The organism is Streptomyces sp. NBC_01006, assembly GCF_045162725.1.
Taxonomy (GTDB): Bacteria; Actinomycetota; Actinomycetes; order Streptomycetales; family Streptomycetaceae; genus Streptomyces.
The window spans coordinates 3988273-4001626 of record NZ_CP108700.1 but is presented as its reverse complement, the minus strand read 5'-3'; the positions used below and the strand labels follow the sequence as shown (position 1 = coordinate 4001626).

13 protein-coding genes and 4 tRNA genes are annotated in these 13354 nt (G+C 70.4%); 9 read left to right on the top strand and 8 right to left on the bottom strand.

What is annotated here, in order from left to right; all coding sequences use genetic code 11:
- Window positions 1–80 precede the first annotated feature (80 nt).
- Window positions 81–1151 carry a phosphoribosylformylglycinamidine cyclo-ligase gene (gene purM, locus OG509_RS18195; protein WP_406183553.1) on the top strand — a complete coding sequence of 357 codons (1071 nt, stop codon included), beginning with the start codon at window positions 81–83 and terminating at the stop codon, window positions 1149–1151.
- 98 nt (window positions 1152–1249) lie between these two features.
- On the opposite strand, the gene OG509_RS18190 is transcribed toward purM, so the two are convergent.
- On the bottom strand, window positions 1250–1516 hold the full coding sequence (locus tag OG509_RS18190; RefSeq protein ID WP_030292353.1) for a DUF3073 domain-containing protein: 267 nt from the start codon (window positions 1514–1516) through the stop codon (window positions 1250–1252).
- Window positions 1517–1798: 282 nt separating this feature from the next.
- Entirely contained in the window at window positions 1799–2923 is a 1125-nt protein-coding gene (locus OG509_RS18185; protein ID WP_406183552.1) for a Leu/Phe/Val dehydrogenase, read from the bottom strand.
- A 230-nt stretch (window positions 2924–3153) separates the two neighbouring features.
- On the opposite strand from OG509_RS18185, the gene OG509_RS18180 reads away from it, so the two are divergent.
- Together OG509_RS18180 and bldC are read left to right on the top strand one after the other, a co-directional pair.
- Entirely contained in the window at window positions 3154–4008 is an 855-nt protein-coding gene (locus tag OG509_RS18180; protein ID WP_406183551.1) for a hypothetical protein, read from the top strand.
- A gap of 499 nt (window positions 4009–4507) precedes the next feature.
- Entirely contained in the window at window positions 4508–4714 is a 207-nt protein-coding gene (bldC, locus tag OG509_RS18175; RefSeq protein WP_003949541.1) for a developmental transcriptional regulator BldC, read from the top strand.
- 480 nt (window positions 4715–5194) lie between these two features.
- On the opposite strand, the gene OG509_RS18170 is transcribed toward bldC, so the two are convergent.
- Both OG509_RS18170 and hrpA read right to left on the bottom strand, forming a co-directional pair.
- Window positions 5195–5268, bottom strand: a tRNA-Asp gene (locus OG509_RS18170).
- A gap of 69 nt (window positions 5269–5337) precedes the next feature.
- Window positions 5338–9273, bottom strand: coding sequence for an ATP-dependent RNA helicase HrpA (hrpA, locus tag OG509_RS18165; RefSeq protein ID WP_406183550.1), 3936 nt, complete (start codon window positions 9271–9273; stop codon window positions 5338–5340).
- Window positions 9274–9392: 119 nt separating this feature from the next.
- Between hrpA and OG509_RS18160 the strand changes: the two genes are divergently transcribed.
- Window positions 9393–9827, top strand: coding sequence for a hypothetical protein (locus OG509_RS18160; RefSeq protein WP_406183549.1), 435 nt, complete (start codon window positions 9393–9395; stop codon window positions 9825–9827).
- A 26-nt stretch (window positions 9828–9853) separates the two neighbouring features.
- Here the strand turns inward: OG509_RS18160 and OG509_RS18155 are convergent, their stop codons facing one another.
- On the bottom strand, window positions 9854–9997 hold the full coding sequence (locus OG509_RS18155; RefSeq protein WP_406187851.1) for a hypothetical protein: 144 nt from the start codon (window positions 9995–9997) through the stop codon (window positions 9854–9856).
- On the opposite strand from OG509_RS18155, the gene OG509_RS18150 reads away from it, so the two are divergent.
- Together OG509_RS18150 and OG509_RS18145 are read left to right on the top strand one after the other, a co-directional pair.
- The gene (locus tag OG509_RS18150) at window positions 9960–10664 is read left to right on the top strand and encodes a DsbA family protein (protein WP_406187618.1); all 705 of its coding nucleotides are present in this window, start codon (window positions 9960–9962) and stop codon (window positions 10662–10664) included. The genes OG509_RS18155 and OG509_RS18150 overlap by 38 nt on opposite strands.
- On the top strand, window positions 10661–11506 hold the full coding sequence (locus OG509_RS18145; protein WP_406183548.1) for a cytochrome c biogenesis CcdA family protein: 846 nt from the start codon (window positions 10661–10663) through the stop codon (window positions 11504–11506). The genes OG509_RS18150 and OG509_RS18145 overlap by 4 nt, the downstream gene beginning before the upstream one ends.
- A 36-nt stretch (window positions 11507–11542) precedes the next feature.
- Here OG509_RS18145 and OG509_RS18140 read toward each other — a convergent pair.
- The 3 genes from OG509_RS18140 to OG509_RS18130 all read right to left on the bottom strand — a co-directional run bounded on the left by OG509_RS18140 (window position 11543) and on the right by OG509_RS18130 (window position 11827).
- Window positions 11543–11619 (bottom strand) — tRNA-Phe (locus tag OG509_RS18140).
- A gap of 22 nt (window positions 11620–11641) precedes the next feature.
- Window positions 11642–11715 (bottom strand) — tRNA-Asp (locus tag OG509_RS18135).
- Between the two features lie 39 nt (window positions 11716–11754).
- Window positions 11755–11827: transfer RNA gene (locus OG509_RS18130), tRNA-Glu, on the bottom strand.
- Between the two features lie 128 nt (window positions 11828–11955).
- Here OG509_RS18130 and OG509_RS18125 point away from each other — a divergent pair.
- From OG509_RS18125 to OG509_RS18115, 3 genes are read left to right on the top strand one after another with little or no spacing between them, the layout of a single operon-like run.
- On the top strand, window positions 11956–12306 hold the full coding sequence (locus tag OG509_RS18125; protein ID WP_030160118.1) for a metallopeptidase family protein: 351 nt from the start codon (window positions 11956–11958) through the stop codon (window positions 12304–12306).
- The gene (locus OG509_RS18120) at window positions 12303–12803 is read left to right on the top strand and encodes a FluC/FEX family fluoride channel (protein WP_406183547.1); all 501 of its coding nucleotides are present in this window, start codon (window positions 12303–12305) and stop codon (window positions 12801–12803) included. The genes OG509_RS18125 and OG509_RS18120 overlap by 4 nt, the downstream gene beginning before the upstream one ends.
- Complete coding sequence (locus OG509_RS18115; RefSeq protein ID WP_406183546.1) at window positions 12800–13174, top strand: fluoride efflux transporter FluC; 375 nt, start codon at window positions 12800–12802, stop codon at window positions 13172–13174. The genes OG509_RS18120 and OG509_RS18115 overlap by 4 nt, the downstream gene beginning before the upstream one ends.
- Window positions 13175–13354: the final 180 nt, after the last annotated feature.

Genomic DNA, 13354 nt, shown 5'->3' with positions numbered 1-13354 from the left:
GCGCCGGGCCCTGTCTTTACGAGTGCTTCTCCCAGGGCCCGGCACCACCCGCAGTAACGACACGAAAGCTCTCTCCTGTCATGACAGAGAAGACCACCGGTGCCAGCTACGCAGCCGCGGGCGTCGACATCGAAGCCGGGGACCGCGCCGTCGAGCTCATGAAGGAGTGGGTGAAGAAGACGCAGCGCCCCGAGGTCCTCGGCGGCCTCGGCGGATTCGCCGGCCTCTTCGACGCCTCCGCCCTCAAGCGCTACGAGCGCCCGCTGCTGGCCTCCGCGACCGACGGGGTCGGCACGAAGGTGGACATCGCCCGCCAGCTGGGCGTGTACGACACCATCGGCCACGACCTCGTCGCGATGGTCATGGACGACATCGTCGTCTGCGGCGCCGAGCCGCTCTTCATGACCGACTACATCTGCGTGGGCAAGGTCCACCCGGAGCGTGTCGCGGCGATCGTGAAGGGCATCGCCGAGGGCTGCGTCCTCGCCGGCTGCGCCCTGGTGGGCGGCGAGACCGCCGAGCACCCGGGTCTGCTGGGCCCGGACGACTTCGACGTGGCGGGCGCCGGAACCGGCGTCGTCGAGTACGACCGCCTGCTCGGCGCGGATCGCATCCGTACGGGTGACGCCGTCATCGCGATGGCATCGTCCGGCCTTCACTCGAACGGGTACTCGCTGGTCCGGCACGTCCTCTTCGACCGCGCCGGCATGTCGCTCGACCAGCACGTGGACGAGCTCGGCCGGACCCTCGGCGAGGAGCTGCTGGAGCCGACCAAGATCTACTCGCTGGACTGCATGGCTCTCACCCGTACGGCCGAGGTCCACGCCTACTCGCACATCACCGGCGGCGGACTCGCGGCGAACCTGGCCCGGGTCATCCCGGACCACCTGCACGCCACGGTCGACCGCACGACCTGGGCGCCCGGCGCGATCTTCGACCTGGTCGGCAAGGCCGGTCAGGTGGAGCAGCTGGAGCTTGAGAAGACCCTGAACATGGGCGTCGGCATGATGGCCGTGGTCCCGCAGGAGTCGGTGGACGTGGCGCTGACCGCGCTGGCCGACCGGGGCGTGGACGCCTGGGTCGCCGGCGAGATCCTCGACCGGGGCGACCGTACCGAGGGCGCGACCCTCACCGGTTCCTACGCGAGCTGAGCAGCACTGAACCCGGTCCGGGGCGATGCCCCGGACCGGGTTCAGTGCTTTTTGCGTTTATGGCTTTCGTGCAGACGCGAAAGAGACGCGGGAGAGCGTCAAGCGCCGCGACGCTGTGCCGACGGGCCGGACTCTTCGTCCTCGTCGTCGTCATCATCGCTGTTGTACAGATCCGCGTACTTGGCGTACGGGTCGTCGTCGTCCAGATCGTCATCGACTTCGACCGGCTCGCTGACAGGCAGCAGCGGTTCCGTCGGCGATGCGCCCAGCTCATTGGCCAGACGCGAGAGGTCAGTCCCGCCGCTGTTGTACTTCAGCTGGCGGGCGACCTTTGTCTGCTTGGCCTTGGCCCGGCCGCGCCCCATGGCTCGACCCCCTCGGTGACGGGGCTCGACGGCCCCAGAGTCTGACACGCGTTCATGGTTCGGATCGGGCTCTCCGTGGAGAGACCGTCCGTAGGGGTTTAACGGTACCTGCTTCCGCGGCCATACGGTACGCCGCCCGCATGACGTGCCCCGGTGCAGGACCAATGAGGCGCCCCGTCCTCGCTGGTCAGCTGCGATTTTAACCCTTTCCTGGCGGGCGACCCGCCGAAGTGCAGTGAGTTCCGTCTCGCCGCAACCCCGGCGGGCGCACGTCAGGGGTCGTTATGACGGGTCGACAGCCGGGGACGAGCCCTTCGAGGCCTTCGCCGCACGGGCGTCCGCCATCCGCTGCTCGGCGATCCGGTCGGCCGCCGCGGCCGGCGGGATCCCGTCCGCCTTCGCACGAGCGAAGATTTCCAGCGTGGTGTCGAAGATCTTCGTGGCCTTCGCCTTGCAGCGGTCGAAGTCGAAGCCCTGCAGCTCGTCGGCGACCTGGATGACCCCGCCCGCGTTCACCACGTAGTCGGGCGCGTAGAGGATCCCGCGGTCCGCGAGGTCCTTCTCCACGCCCGGGTGGGCGAGCTGGTTGTTCGCGGCGCCGCAGACGACCTTCGCCGTCAGGACGTTCACCGTCCCGTCGTTCAGGGCCCCGCCGAGCGCGCAGGGGGCGTAGATGTCCAGGCCCTCCACGCGGATCAGCGTCTCCGTGTCGGCGACCGCGGTGACCTTGCCCGGGTGCTTGTCGAGGATCCGCTGCACGGACTCTTCCCGCACGTCCGTGATGACGACCTCGGCGCCGTCCTCCAGCAGGTGCTCGACCAGGTGGTGGCCGACCTTGCCGACGCCCGCCACGGCGACCTTGCGGCCGCGCAGGGTCGGGTCGCCCCACAGGTGCTGGGCGCTGGCCCGCATGCCCTGGAAGACGCCGAAGGCGGTGAGGACCGAGGAGTCGCCGGCGCCGCCGTTCTCGGGGGAGCGGCCGGTCGCCCAGCGGGTCTCGCGGGCCACGACGTCCATGTCCGCCACGTAGGTGCCGACGTCGCAGGCCGTGACGTAGCGGCCGCCGAGGGACTCCACGAACCGGCCGTACGCCAGCAGCAGTTCCTCGGACTTCAGTACGTCGGGGTCGCCGATGATGACGGCCTTGCCGCCGCCGAGGTCGAGACCGGCGAGGGCGTTCTTGTACGACATGCCACGCGAGAGGTTCAGCGCGTCGAGGACGGCCTCCTCGTCCGAGGCGTACGCGTGGAAGCGCGTACCGCCGAGGGCGGGGCCCAGGGCGGTGGAGTGGATCGCGATGACGGCCTTCAGGCCGGAGGCTCGGTCCTGGCACAGCACGACTTGCTCGTGGCCGCCCTGTTCCGTGCGGAACAGGGTGTGCAGGACGCCGTCGGTCATTTCGGTCACGGTGGTGACTCCCATGGAAGAGATGCGGCGGAATGACGCCCGCCCTGCGGGTGGGGGAGGGCGTGCTGGGAGCAGAGTAAGACCTGCGGGCCGCGCGTAGGCGACCTGTCCGGAGATCGGAACACTCCGGGGGTACGGGAGCCTCCCGCGGCGGCCCCGGCGCGGGCCTGGCGCGGGGTCGGCGGGCGGCCCGGCGAGTAGCTCCCGGCGGGGCGGGGGAGTACGAGAGCGTGAGCGAATCCTCCGACCCCAAGCTGCCCGCGGCGCGCTCGGCGCCGACCGTCCCGTACGCCTCCTACCTGCGCGTCTACGAGCCCCTGGCGGCCTTCGCGGAGCCGGAGCGCACGCACTGGGCCTCGTACGCGAGGCGCGGCGTGGTGGCGACGGCCCAGGACGAACTGCGTCGCTCCCTCTCCGACTTGGTCCGGGTCCCGGTGGTCGGGGTGCCGGCGCAGGAGAGCGCGGACGCTTTCACGGCGGAGGTGGACGGGGTGCTGCTGGTCTGCCCGTGGCGGACCAGACTGCGCGGCTGGCTCGCGCTCCAGGAGCTGGCCGACCAGTTCCCGCAGCCGGTGCTGGACGCGGCGCTCCCGCCGGGGGCGCGGCGGCGGGCGGCCGAGGAGTACGAGCGCTGGCGCGAGCGGAATCCGGACGCGCGCCCGTGGATCCGTACCGCGGTGTGGCAGGTGCCACTGCGCTGGTTCGTGCTGGTGGCCGACGAGGAGCGGGAGTACCTGCCGGGCGAGCGGATGCGCTACCGGACGCCGATGGTGCAGGCCCGGCGGCGGCTCGCGCGGGCGCTGCGGATCCTGCGGGCCGCCGAGGGGTACGCGGGGCTCGCGGAGGGGCTGGTGGACGTCGGCAGCTGGCTGGAGGAGTTCCACCCGCGCTCGATGGTCGAGCTGGACTACGCGGGGCTGGTCCACGCCCTGCCGGCGGACCGGCTGCGCGCCGACCGCTCGGCCCGGGACGTGGCGGTGGGGATCGCGGCGCTGCGGGCCGGGGACGAGGCCGCGGCGGCGGCGGTCTACGCGGAGCTGGCGGAGCGCTGGCGGGAGGTCCGGGAGAGACTGTTCGCGAACTGACCCCGGACCGATCCCCCAGGTTCTTGATCGCGACGCATTCGGGCCTTAGTTCCAGGACCTACGTCCCGATACGGGCCATTGGCTCAAGCGTGACGGACCGCACTATCTACACCCTTGCGCCCTTCCCCTACCCTCGTGCCAAAATAGGACAAGGAGTCCGGGGAGGGTTCCTTCCACCCAACTTTGGGCGGAATGCTCGGCATTGCACTCTACGGGGGGTCCTGATGACTCCTGATCGCTCTGTGACTGATCGTCACAGTGGGGTGACTGTCCGTTATGGGACGGTCCATCGGCTTCCGCCGCTGATGAACACCTCGGAGGGCAATTCCATCGGTTTGGCCGTCGAGGCTGGACGGATGGTGTAGTTGTAGTGCCGAGGACAAGCCGTTCGTCCTATAACCGACTCGGCCCGCGTATGTCCATTTCGGGCAACGCGGGCCAAGGTGCAGAATTTAGAGGAAAGAACCGAGATGGTTCGGTTCTCCCGAGGAGGCCGCTCATGACCGCTCGCACCCCTGATGCCGAGCCGCTGCTGACCCCGGCTGAGGTTGCCACGATGTTCCGCGTGGACCCGAAGACGGTCACTCGCTGGGCCAAGGCTGGCAAGCTCACGTCCATCCGCACCCTGGGTGGACACCGCCGTTACCGCGAGGCCGAGGTTCGCGCACTGCTCGCGGGTATTCCGCAGCAGCGCAGCGAGGCCTGAGGTCGCGCAAGCACCCCGCTTTACCGGGCTTGAATCGGGTCCCCCAATCCGATGAAACCCACAGGGCTTCAAACGCCTGGACCTGCCCCAACAGGTCCTTGTCGTCGGATCGCGCTGGACTCCGCCGGGTCCAGCGCGATCCTTTTTTCATGCCCGGGGAGGGGTGGAATCGGGCGCGCGCGGGAGGCCGGCAGGGTGGGTGCCATTGCACATATTAAATTGAGCACGCGTATGGGTGCGATAAATGTGCGAGTCTCAAAAACTCATGTGGTGACTCCCGTCACAGGCTGTGACTCTTGTACAACCCGCAATGCACCCGTAAGGGGACGTGCGTCGCAGAGTGCCTCATGCGGACGGGGGATTTTCCCGGCAGGCGTCCAGGGGGGCGGGGTTCTCGGGGGGCCCGGGGTTGCTGCGCCTCCCGGAGGGTCAAACGCAGCAGGGCCCGCATCCTTTGGGATGCGGGCCCTGCTCTTCTTGCGAACCTGACGGGACTTGAACCCGCGACCTCCACCTTGACAGGGTGGCGAGCTAACCAACTGCTCCACAGGTCCTTGATTTGCGGCCGCTGGGCGGCTGCGAATCAGACTGTACCCCAGCTCAGGGGGTGCAGTCGAACCCGATCAGCGGGCCGGGCCCGGGGCCGCCGCGTCCACCGCCTTCACGATCCGTTTGTCGGAGATCGGATACGCCGTCCCGAGCGCGTGCGCGAAGTAGCTGACCCGGAGTTCCTCGATCATCCAGCGGATGTCGGTGACCGCGGACGGCACCGGCCGGCCCTTCGGCAGCTGCTCCAGCAGCCACGCGTACTCGTCCTGCATCTCGTGCACCTTCTGCATGCGCGTGGTGTCGCGCTGGGCGCCCGTCGGCATCTGCTGGAGGCGCCGGTCCACCGCCACCAGGTAGCGCATCAGGTCCGGCAGCCGGCGCAGGCCCGTGAGGGTCACGAAGCCGGCCGGTACGAGGGCCGCCAGCTGCGTCCTGACGTCCTGCACGTTCGCCACCAGGGCCAGGCTGTTCGTGGCCTTCAGACGGCGCTCACAGGCCTGCCAGGCGGCCAGCACCTGCTGTACCTGGGCCACCGTCCGCACGGTCGTGTCCACCAGGTCGGCGCGGACGGCCTCGTAGAGGGCACGGAAGGCCGCCTCGTCCCACGCCGGGCCGCCGTGGTCGGCGATCAGCTTGTCGGTCGCGGCGGTCGCGCAGTCGTCGAACAGCGCCTGGATGGAGCCGTGCGGATTGCGGGACAGGGCCAGCTTCTGCTGGTTGGTCAGGTGGTCCGAGGCGAACTTCGCCGGGTTCACCGGGATGTTCAGCAGGATGAGCCGCCGCGTGCCCAGCCACATCGCCTGCTGCTGCTCGGCCTCCGTGTCGAAGAGCCGTACGGACACGCTCGTGCCCTCGTCCACCAGCGCCGGGTACGCCTTCACGGGCTGGCCCGCCCGCCGGGTCTCGAAGACCTTGGTCAGCGTGCCGATCGTCCAGTCGGTCAGCCCGGTGCGCTCCAGCGACTCCCCGCCCGCGCGCTCTGCGGTGGCCGCGGCGGCCTTGGAGAGGGCCTGGCGGGCCTTCGGCTTCAGCTTCAGCCGCAGGGCCTCCAGGTCCTTGTCCTCGGCGAGGTTCTTGCGGCGCTCGTCGACGATCCGGAACGTGATCTTCAGGTGGTCCGGGATCCGGCTGAGGTCGAAGTCCTCGGCGGTGACCGGGACCCCGACCATCCGCTGGAGCTCGCGCGCCAGCGTCACCGGCAGCGGCTCCTGCAGGGGCACTGCCGTGTCCAGGAAGCGGGTCGCGAAGTTCGGCGCGGGCACGTAGTGCCGACGGATCGGCTTCGGCAGCGACCGGATCAGCTCGGTGACGACCTCTTCCCGCAGGCCCGGGATCTGCCAGTCGAAGCCCTCGTCGGTGACCTGGTTCAGCACCTGGAGCGGGATGTGGACGGTCACGCCGTCCGCGTCCGCGCCGGGCTCGAACTGGTAGGTCACCCGGAACTTGAGCTGCCCCTGGCGCCAGGAGTCCGGGTAGTCGGCCTTGGTGACCCCGGCCGCCTTCTCGGTGAGCAGCATCTCGCGCTCGAAGTCGAGGAGTTCGGGCTCCTCGCGCCGCTTGTGCTTCCACCAGGAGTCGAAGTGCGCCCCGGAGACCACGTGGTCGGGGATCCGCTGGTCGTAGAAGTCGAAGAGGGTCTCGTCGTCGACCACGATGTCGCGGCGGCGCGCCCGGTTCTCCAGCTCCTCGACCTCGGTGAGGAGCTTGCGGTTGTCGGCGTAGAACTTGTGGTGCGTGCGCCAGTCGCCCTCGACCAGCGCGTTGCGGATGAACAGCTCGCGCGAGACCTCGGCGTCGATCCGGCCGTAGTTGATCTTCCGCTGGGCGACGATCGGCACGCCGTACAGCGTGACCTTCTCGTACGCCATGACGGCCGCCTGGTCCTTCTCCCAGTGCGGCTCGCTGTACGTGCGCTTGATCAGGTGCTGGGCGAGCGGCTCGACCCACTCCGGCTCCACCTTGGCGTTGACCCGGGCCCACAGCCGCGAGGTCTCCACCAGCTCCGCCGACATCAGGAACTTCGGCTGCTTCTTGAAGAGCGCCGAGCCCGGGAAGATCGCGAACTTGGCGGACCGGGCTCCCAGGTACTCGTTCTTGTCGGTGTCCTTGAGGCCGATGTGCGAGAGCAGGCCGGCCAGCAGCGAGATGTGCACGCTCGTCTCGGGGGCGTCGCCCTCGTTGACGTGGATGCCCATGCCCTTGGCGACCGTACGCAGCTGCGAGTAGATGTCCTGCCACTCGCGGATCCGCAGGAAGTTCAGGTACTCCTGCTTGCACATTCGGCGGAACGAGGACGAGCCGCGCTCCTTCTGCTGCTCGCGGACGTAGCGCCACATGTTGAGGAACGAGAGGAAGTCGCTGGTCTCGTCCTTGAAGCGGGCGTGGTTCTGGTCGGCCTGCGTCTGCTTGTCCGAGGGCCGCTCGCGCGGGTCCTGGATGGACAGGGCCGCCGCGATGACCATGACCTCGCGGACGCAGTTGTTCTTGTCCGCCTCGACCACCATGCGGGCCAGGCGCGGGTCCACGGGGAGCTGCGAGAGCTGGCGGCCCATCTGGGTGAGCCGCTTCGTGTGGTCCTTCTCGTTCGGGTCCAGCGCGCCGAGCTCCTGGAGCAGCTGCACGCCGTCGCGGATGTTGCGGTGGTCCGGCGGGTCGATGAAGGGGAACTTCTCGATCTCGCCGAGGCCGGCCGCGGTCATCTGGAGGATGACGGAGGCCAGGTTCGTACGCAGGATCTCGGCGTCCGTGAACTCGGGACGGGCGTCGAAGTCGTCCTCGGAGTACAGCCGGATGCAGATGCCGTCGCTGGTACGGCCGCAGCGGCCCTTGCGCTGGTTGGCGCTGGCCTGGGAGATCCGCTCGATGGGCAGCCGCTGGACCTTGGTGCGGTGGCTGTAGCGGGAGATCCGGGCGGTGCCCGGGTCGATCACGTACTTGATGCCGGGGACGGTGAGGGAGGTCTCGGCGACGTTGGTCGCGAGAACGATCCTGCGGCCCGTGTGCTGCTGGAACACCCGGTGCTGCTCGGCGTGCGAGAGGCGGGCGTAGAGGGGGAGGACCTCGGTGAACCTCAGGTTCCGTTTGTTCAGGGCGTCCGCCGTGTCGCGGATCTCGCGCTCGCCGGAGAGGAAGACCAGGACGTCGCCGGGGCCCTCGGACTGGAGCTCGTCGACGGCCTCGCAGATCGCGGTGATCTGGTCGCGGTCGCTGTCGTCTCCCTCCTCCTCCAGGAGCGGGCGGTAGCGGACCTCGACCGGGTACGTACGGCCGCTGACCTCGACGATCGGCGCGTCCCCGAAGTGCCGGGAGAACCGCTCCGGGTCGATGGTCGCCGAGGTGATGATCACCTTGAGGTCGGGGCGCTTGGGCAGCAGCGTGGCCAGGTAGCCCAGCAGGAAGTCGATGTTGAGGCTGCGTTCGTGGGCCTCGTCGATGATGATCGTGTCGTACGCGCGCAGCTCGCGGTCCGTCTGGATCTCGGCGAGCAGGATGCCGTCCGTCATCAGCTTCACGAAGGTCGCGTCCTGGTCCACCTGGTCGGTGAACCGGACCTTCCAGCCGACGGTCTGCCCGATCTCGGACTTCAGCTCCTCGGCGATCCGCTCCGCGACCGTGCGGGCGGCGATCCGGCGGGGCTGGGTGTGGCCGATCATGCCCCGGACGCCGCGGCCCAGCTCCATGCAGATCTTGGGGATCTGCGTGGTCTTGCCGGAACCGGTCTCACCGGCGACGATCACGACCTGGTGGTCGCGTATCGCCTCGGCGATCTCGTCCTTCTTCTGGCTGACGGGCAGGTTCTCGGGATACGTGACCTCCGGCATCCGCGAGGCACGGCCGGCCAGTCGCGCGGCGGCCTTCTCGGCCTCCGCGGCGATCTCGTCGAGCACGGCCTGCTTGGCCTCGGGCTTTCGGATGCGGCGGGCGCCTTCGAGGCGGCGGCCGAGGCGGTGCGCGTCACGGAGGGAGATCTCACCGAGAAGCGTCTGCAGGGCGGCGAAGGAAGTAGACATACCTGATCGAGGATCTCACCCGCGGGCGCCGGGTGGCGAACGCATTTGTGCCCCCTCCCCGTACCATTTCGGGACGAGATCGCCTGAACCCGACCAGCCGACCGAGTGAGAGGACCGCCATGTCCCGCGCCCGTGGTGTGTGGTGGCTGCTCGCTGCCGTGCTCGCGGTGCTGGTGGGGTGTGCGGTGCCCGCGGCGGCGCTTCCGGTTCTGGGTTCCGTTTCTGTTCCGGTCTCGGGTGCGGTGGCCGCTTCGGTGTCCGTTTCGGTGCCCGTTTCGGGTTCCGGCGCGACGGCTGCTCCGGCGCACGCCGTGGCCTCCGTGGCCTCCCTGGCCTCCGCCGAGAGGGGGCCCTCGTGCGATCCCGGGAGCCGGGACCACGGGCGGGCCCCGGGCGTGCCGCCGCGCGGCGCCGGGGAGCACGCGCACGCCCCGGTGGGGCGGCTCGCGGTGGAACAGGCCTGGGCGGACCGGGCGCCGCCGGTGCGGGTACTCGTACGGGGGCCGGACCAGCCGGCTCCGGGTCCGGTGGAGCTGTCCGTGATGCGGGTGTAGAGGACCGGCCCCGCCGCCGGTCCGATTCACCACCCGTAGCTCTGGAGCACCCGTATGTCCTCTTCCCGTCCGCGTTCCTCGTCCTCTTCCTCTTCCCCGTCCTCCTCTTCCTCCGCTTCCGCGCGCAAGCGGTTGCTGATCTCCGCCGGGGTCGCGGTCGCCGCCGTCACCCTCGGGATCGTGTCCTGGCAGGCCACCGCGCCCGAGGACAGGCCCGCCCGGACCTCCTCCTCCGCCGCGGCCGCGCCCAAGGGCTCCGACGTCCATGCCGAGCTGGCGAAGCTGGCCCGCCGCGAGTCCGGCGACAAGCTGGCCGCAGGCCGGGCGGACGCCCCCGTCGTGCTGATCGAGTACTCCGACTTCAAGTGCGGCTACTGCGGCAAATTCGCCCGCGACACCGAGCCCGCACTGGTGAAGAAGTACGTCGAGGACGGCACCCTGCGCATCGAGTGGCGCAACTTCCCGATCTTCGGCGCCGACTCCGAGGCCGCCGCCAAGGCCGCCTGGGCCGCCGGGCAGCAGGACCGCTTCGCGCAGTTCCACGCGGCCGCTTACGCCGACGGAGCCAAGGAGAAGGGCTTCGGCCAGGCGCGGCTCCTGGAGCTGGCCCGCGAGGCCGGGGTCCCGGACCTGGAGCGGTTCCAGCGGGACATGGCCGGCGAGGCCGCCGCGGCCGCCCTGCAGAAGGACCAGGAGGAGGGCTACCGCATCGGTGTCACCTCCACCCCGTCCTTCCTGGTCAACGGGCAGCCGATCGCGGGCGCCCAGCCGCTCGACGCCTTCGCCGCGGCGATCGCCAAGGCCAAGGCGCAGGCCGAGCCGCAGGCTGCGCAGTGACCGGCGTCGGCGACATCGGGTACCTGGCCGCGCTGCTGGGCGGGCTGCTCGCGCTGCTCAGCCCGTGCAGCGCGCTGCTGCTCCCCGCGTTCTTCGCGTACTCGATCGACTCGGCCTCGCGGCTGCTGGCGCGGACCGGGATCTTCTACGCGGGCCTCGCGAGCACCCTCGTACCGCTGGGTGCGGCCGGCTCGTACGCCGGACGGTTCTTCCACGGCAACCGCGACGGGCTCGTCCTGGCCGGCGGTTGGCTGATCATCGCGCTCGGGGTCGCGCAGATCCTGGGCCTGGGCTTCGCCTCGAAGCGGATCTCGGAGCTGTCGGGGCGTATCCGGCCGACCACCGCCGTCTCGGTGTACGCGCTGGGCGCGGTGTACGGGCTGGCCGGGTTCTGCGCCGGCCCGATCCTCGGCAGCGTCCTGACGGTGGCGGCGGTCAGCGGCAGCCCGGTCTACGGCGGCCTGCTGCTGGCGGTGTACGCGCTGGGGATGGCCGTACCGCTGTTCCTGCTGGCGCTGCTGTGGGAGCGGTTCGACCTGGGCCGGCGGCGCTGGCTGCGCGGGCGGGCCGTCCGGGTGGGCCGCTTCGAGCTGCACACCACCTCGCTGCTGTCGGGGCTGTTCTTCATCGCCCTCGGCGCGCTGTTCCTCGCGTACGACGGGGCGAGCGCGCTGCCGGGGCTGCTCGACGTGGACGACTCGTACGCGGTGGAGCAGTGGGTCCGCTCGTTCGCGGACGCGGTCCCGGACTGGGCGCTGCTCGGGCTGGTGGCTGCGGGCGCGGCGGCGGTCGGCGTCGCGCAGTGGCGCCGCGGCGAGCGCCGGGAGGGGGAGAACGGGTAACGCAGAAGGCCCCGTCCGATGGACGGGGCCTTCTTGTGGTGGCTGGGGCCGGGGTCGAACCGGCGACCTATCGCTTTTCAGGCGATCGCTCGTACCAACTGAGCTACCCAGCCACGAGACCGTTTCCGGCCTCAGCGATCCTGACGGGACTTGAACCCGCGACCTCCACCTTGACAGGGTGGCGAGCTAACCAACTGCTCCACAGGACCTTGCAGTGTGCGAGACCAAGTCTTGCACACGGTAATGCGTACCCCCAACGGGATTCGAACCCGTGCTACCGCCTTGAAAGGGCGGCGTCCTGGGCCACTAGACGATGAGGGCTAAAGGCCCGCCTGGGCGCTTTCCAGCGCGTCGGGGACGTGAGAAGCATATGGGATCCGGGGAGCTATCGCCAAAACGGTTTCTCCCCCGCATGCGGCAGGTGCCCCCACCGGAGGGACAATGGCCCGGTGCTGGAGATGACGCGCGAGGAGTTCGAAGAGCTCGTCGCAGAGGCCCTGGACCGCATCCCGCCGGAGCTGACGCGGCTGATGGACAACGTGGCGGTGTTCGTCGAGGACGAACCGCCGGCGGACGATCCCGAGCTGCTCGGTCTGTACGAGGGGACCCCGCTGACCGACCGCGGCGAGTGGTACGCCGGGGTGCTGCCGGACCGGATCACGATCTACCGGAACCCCACGTTGCGGATGTGCGAGGACCGGGAGAGCGTGATCGCGGAGACGGAGGTCACCGTGGTGCACGAGATCGCCCATCACTTCGGGATCGACGACGAGCGGCTGCACGCGCTGGGCTACGGGTGACCGGGCCGCAGCGGCGTGGCGGGGGCGACCCCGCCGAGGCGATCGATCCGGACGTCGACCTCCATGTGCCCGGGCAGCGCGCCGAACGGCCCGGCCCGGTGCTCGCCGCGATCGCCGCGGGCGGCGCGCTCGGGTCCTCGGCGCGGTACGGGACGGCGCTGCTGTGGCCGGCCGGGCCGGGGGGCTTCCCGTGGGCGACGTTCTGGACCAACGCGATCGGCTGCGCGCTGATCGGGGTGCTGATGGTGCTGATCAGCGAGGGCGGCCGGTCGGCGCCGCATCCGCTGGTCCGGCCGTTCTTGGGGGTCGGAGTGCTCGGCGGGTTCACCACCTTTTCCACGTACGCGGTGGACTTCTCGCGGCTGCTGGAGGAGGGGGAGCCCGGGACTGCGCTGGCGTACGCCGGGCTCACGGTGGTCGCGGCGCTGGGCGCGGTGTGGGCGGCGGCCTCGGCGACCCGTTTCGCGGCCCGCCTCGCGCTGCGGGGGCGGGCGTGACCTGGCTGCTGGTGGTGGCGGGTGCGGTCGTCGGGGCGCCGCTGCGCTATCTGACGGACCGTGCGGTGCAGGCGCGGCACGACTCGGTGTTCCCGTGGGGGACGTTCGTGGTGAACACGGCCGCCTGCCTGGTGCTCGGGCTGCTGACGGGGGCGGTGCTGGCCGGTGCGGCCTCGGCGCGGCTGAACCTGCTGCTGGGGACCGGGCTGTGCGGGGCGCTGAGCACGTACTCGACGTTCTCGTACGAGACGCTGCGGCTGTACGAGCGCGGCTGGCGGTTCCTGGCGGCGGCGAACGTGGCGGCCTCGGTGCTGGCGGGGCTGGGCGCGGTGACGCTGGGGTCGCAGGTGGCACGGCAGTTGTTCGCCTGAGCCGGCCGGCCGGCCGGCCGGCCGGCCGGTGGGCCGGCGGGCGGGTGGGTGCATGGGTGGTGGGCGGGCGCGCGTGGCCGGCGGATTGCGGACAGGCGGTGTCCCCAAGGGCGTGTCCCTTACGGGGCAAAGGGAGTTGGGCACATTGACCCGCTCTCCGCGGACCCTGACCGTCCACCC

Coding starts and splice junctions, on each gene's coding strand:
- OG509_RS18190 (WP_030292353.1), bottom strand. CDS start 1,516: ATGGGGCGCGGCCGGGCCAAGGCCAAGCAGACAAAGGTCGCCCGCCAG.
- OG509_RS18160 (WP_406183549.1), top strand. CDS start 9,393: ATGTCCCGCGCCCGTGGTGTGTGGTGGCTGCTCGCTGCCGTGCTCGCG.
- bldC (WP_003949541.1), top strand. CDS start 4,508: ATGACCGCTCGCACCCCTGATGCCGAGCCGCTGCTGACCCCGGCTGAG.
- hrpA (WP_406183550.1), bottom strand. CDS start 9,273: ATGTCTACTTCCTTCGCCGCCCTGCAGACGCTTCTCGGTGAGATCTCC.
- purM (WP_406183553.1), top strand. CDS start 81: ATGACAGAGAAGACCACCGGTGCCAGCTACGCAGCCGCGGGCGTCGAC.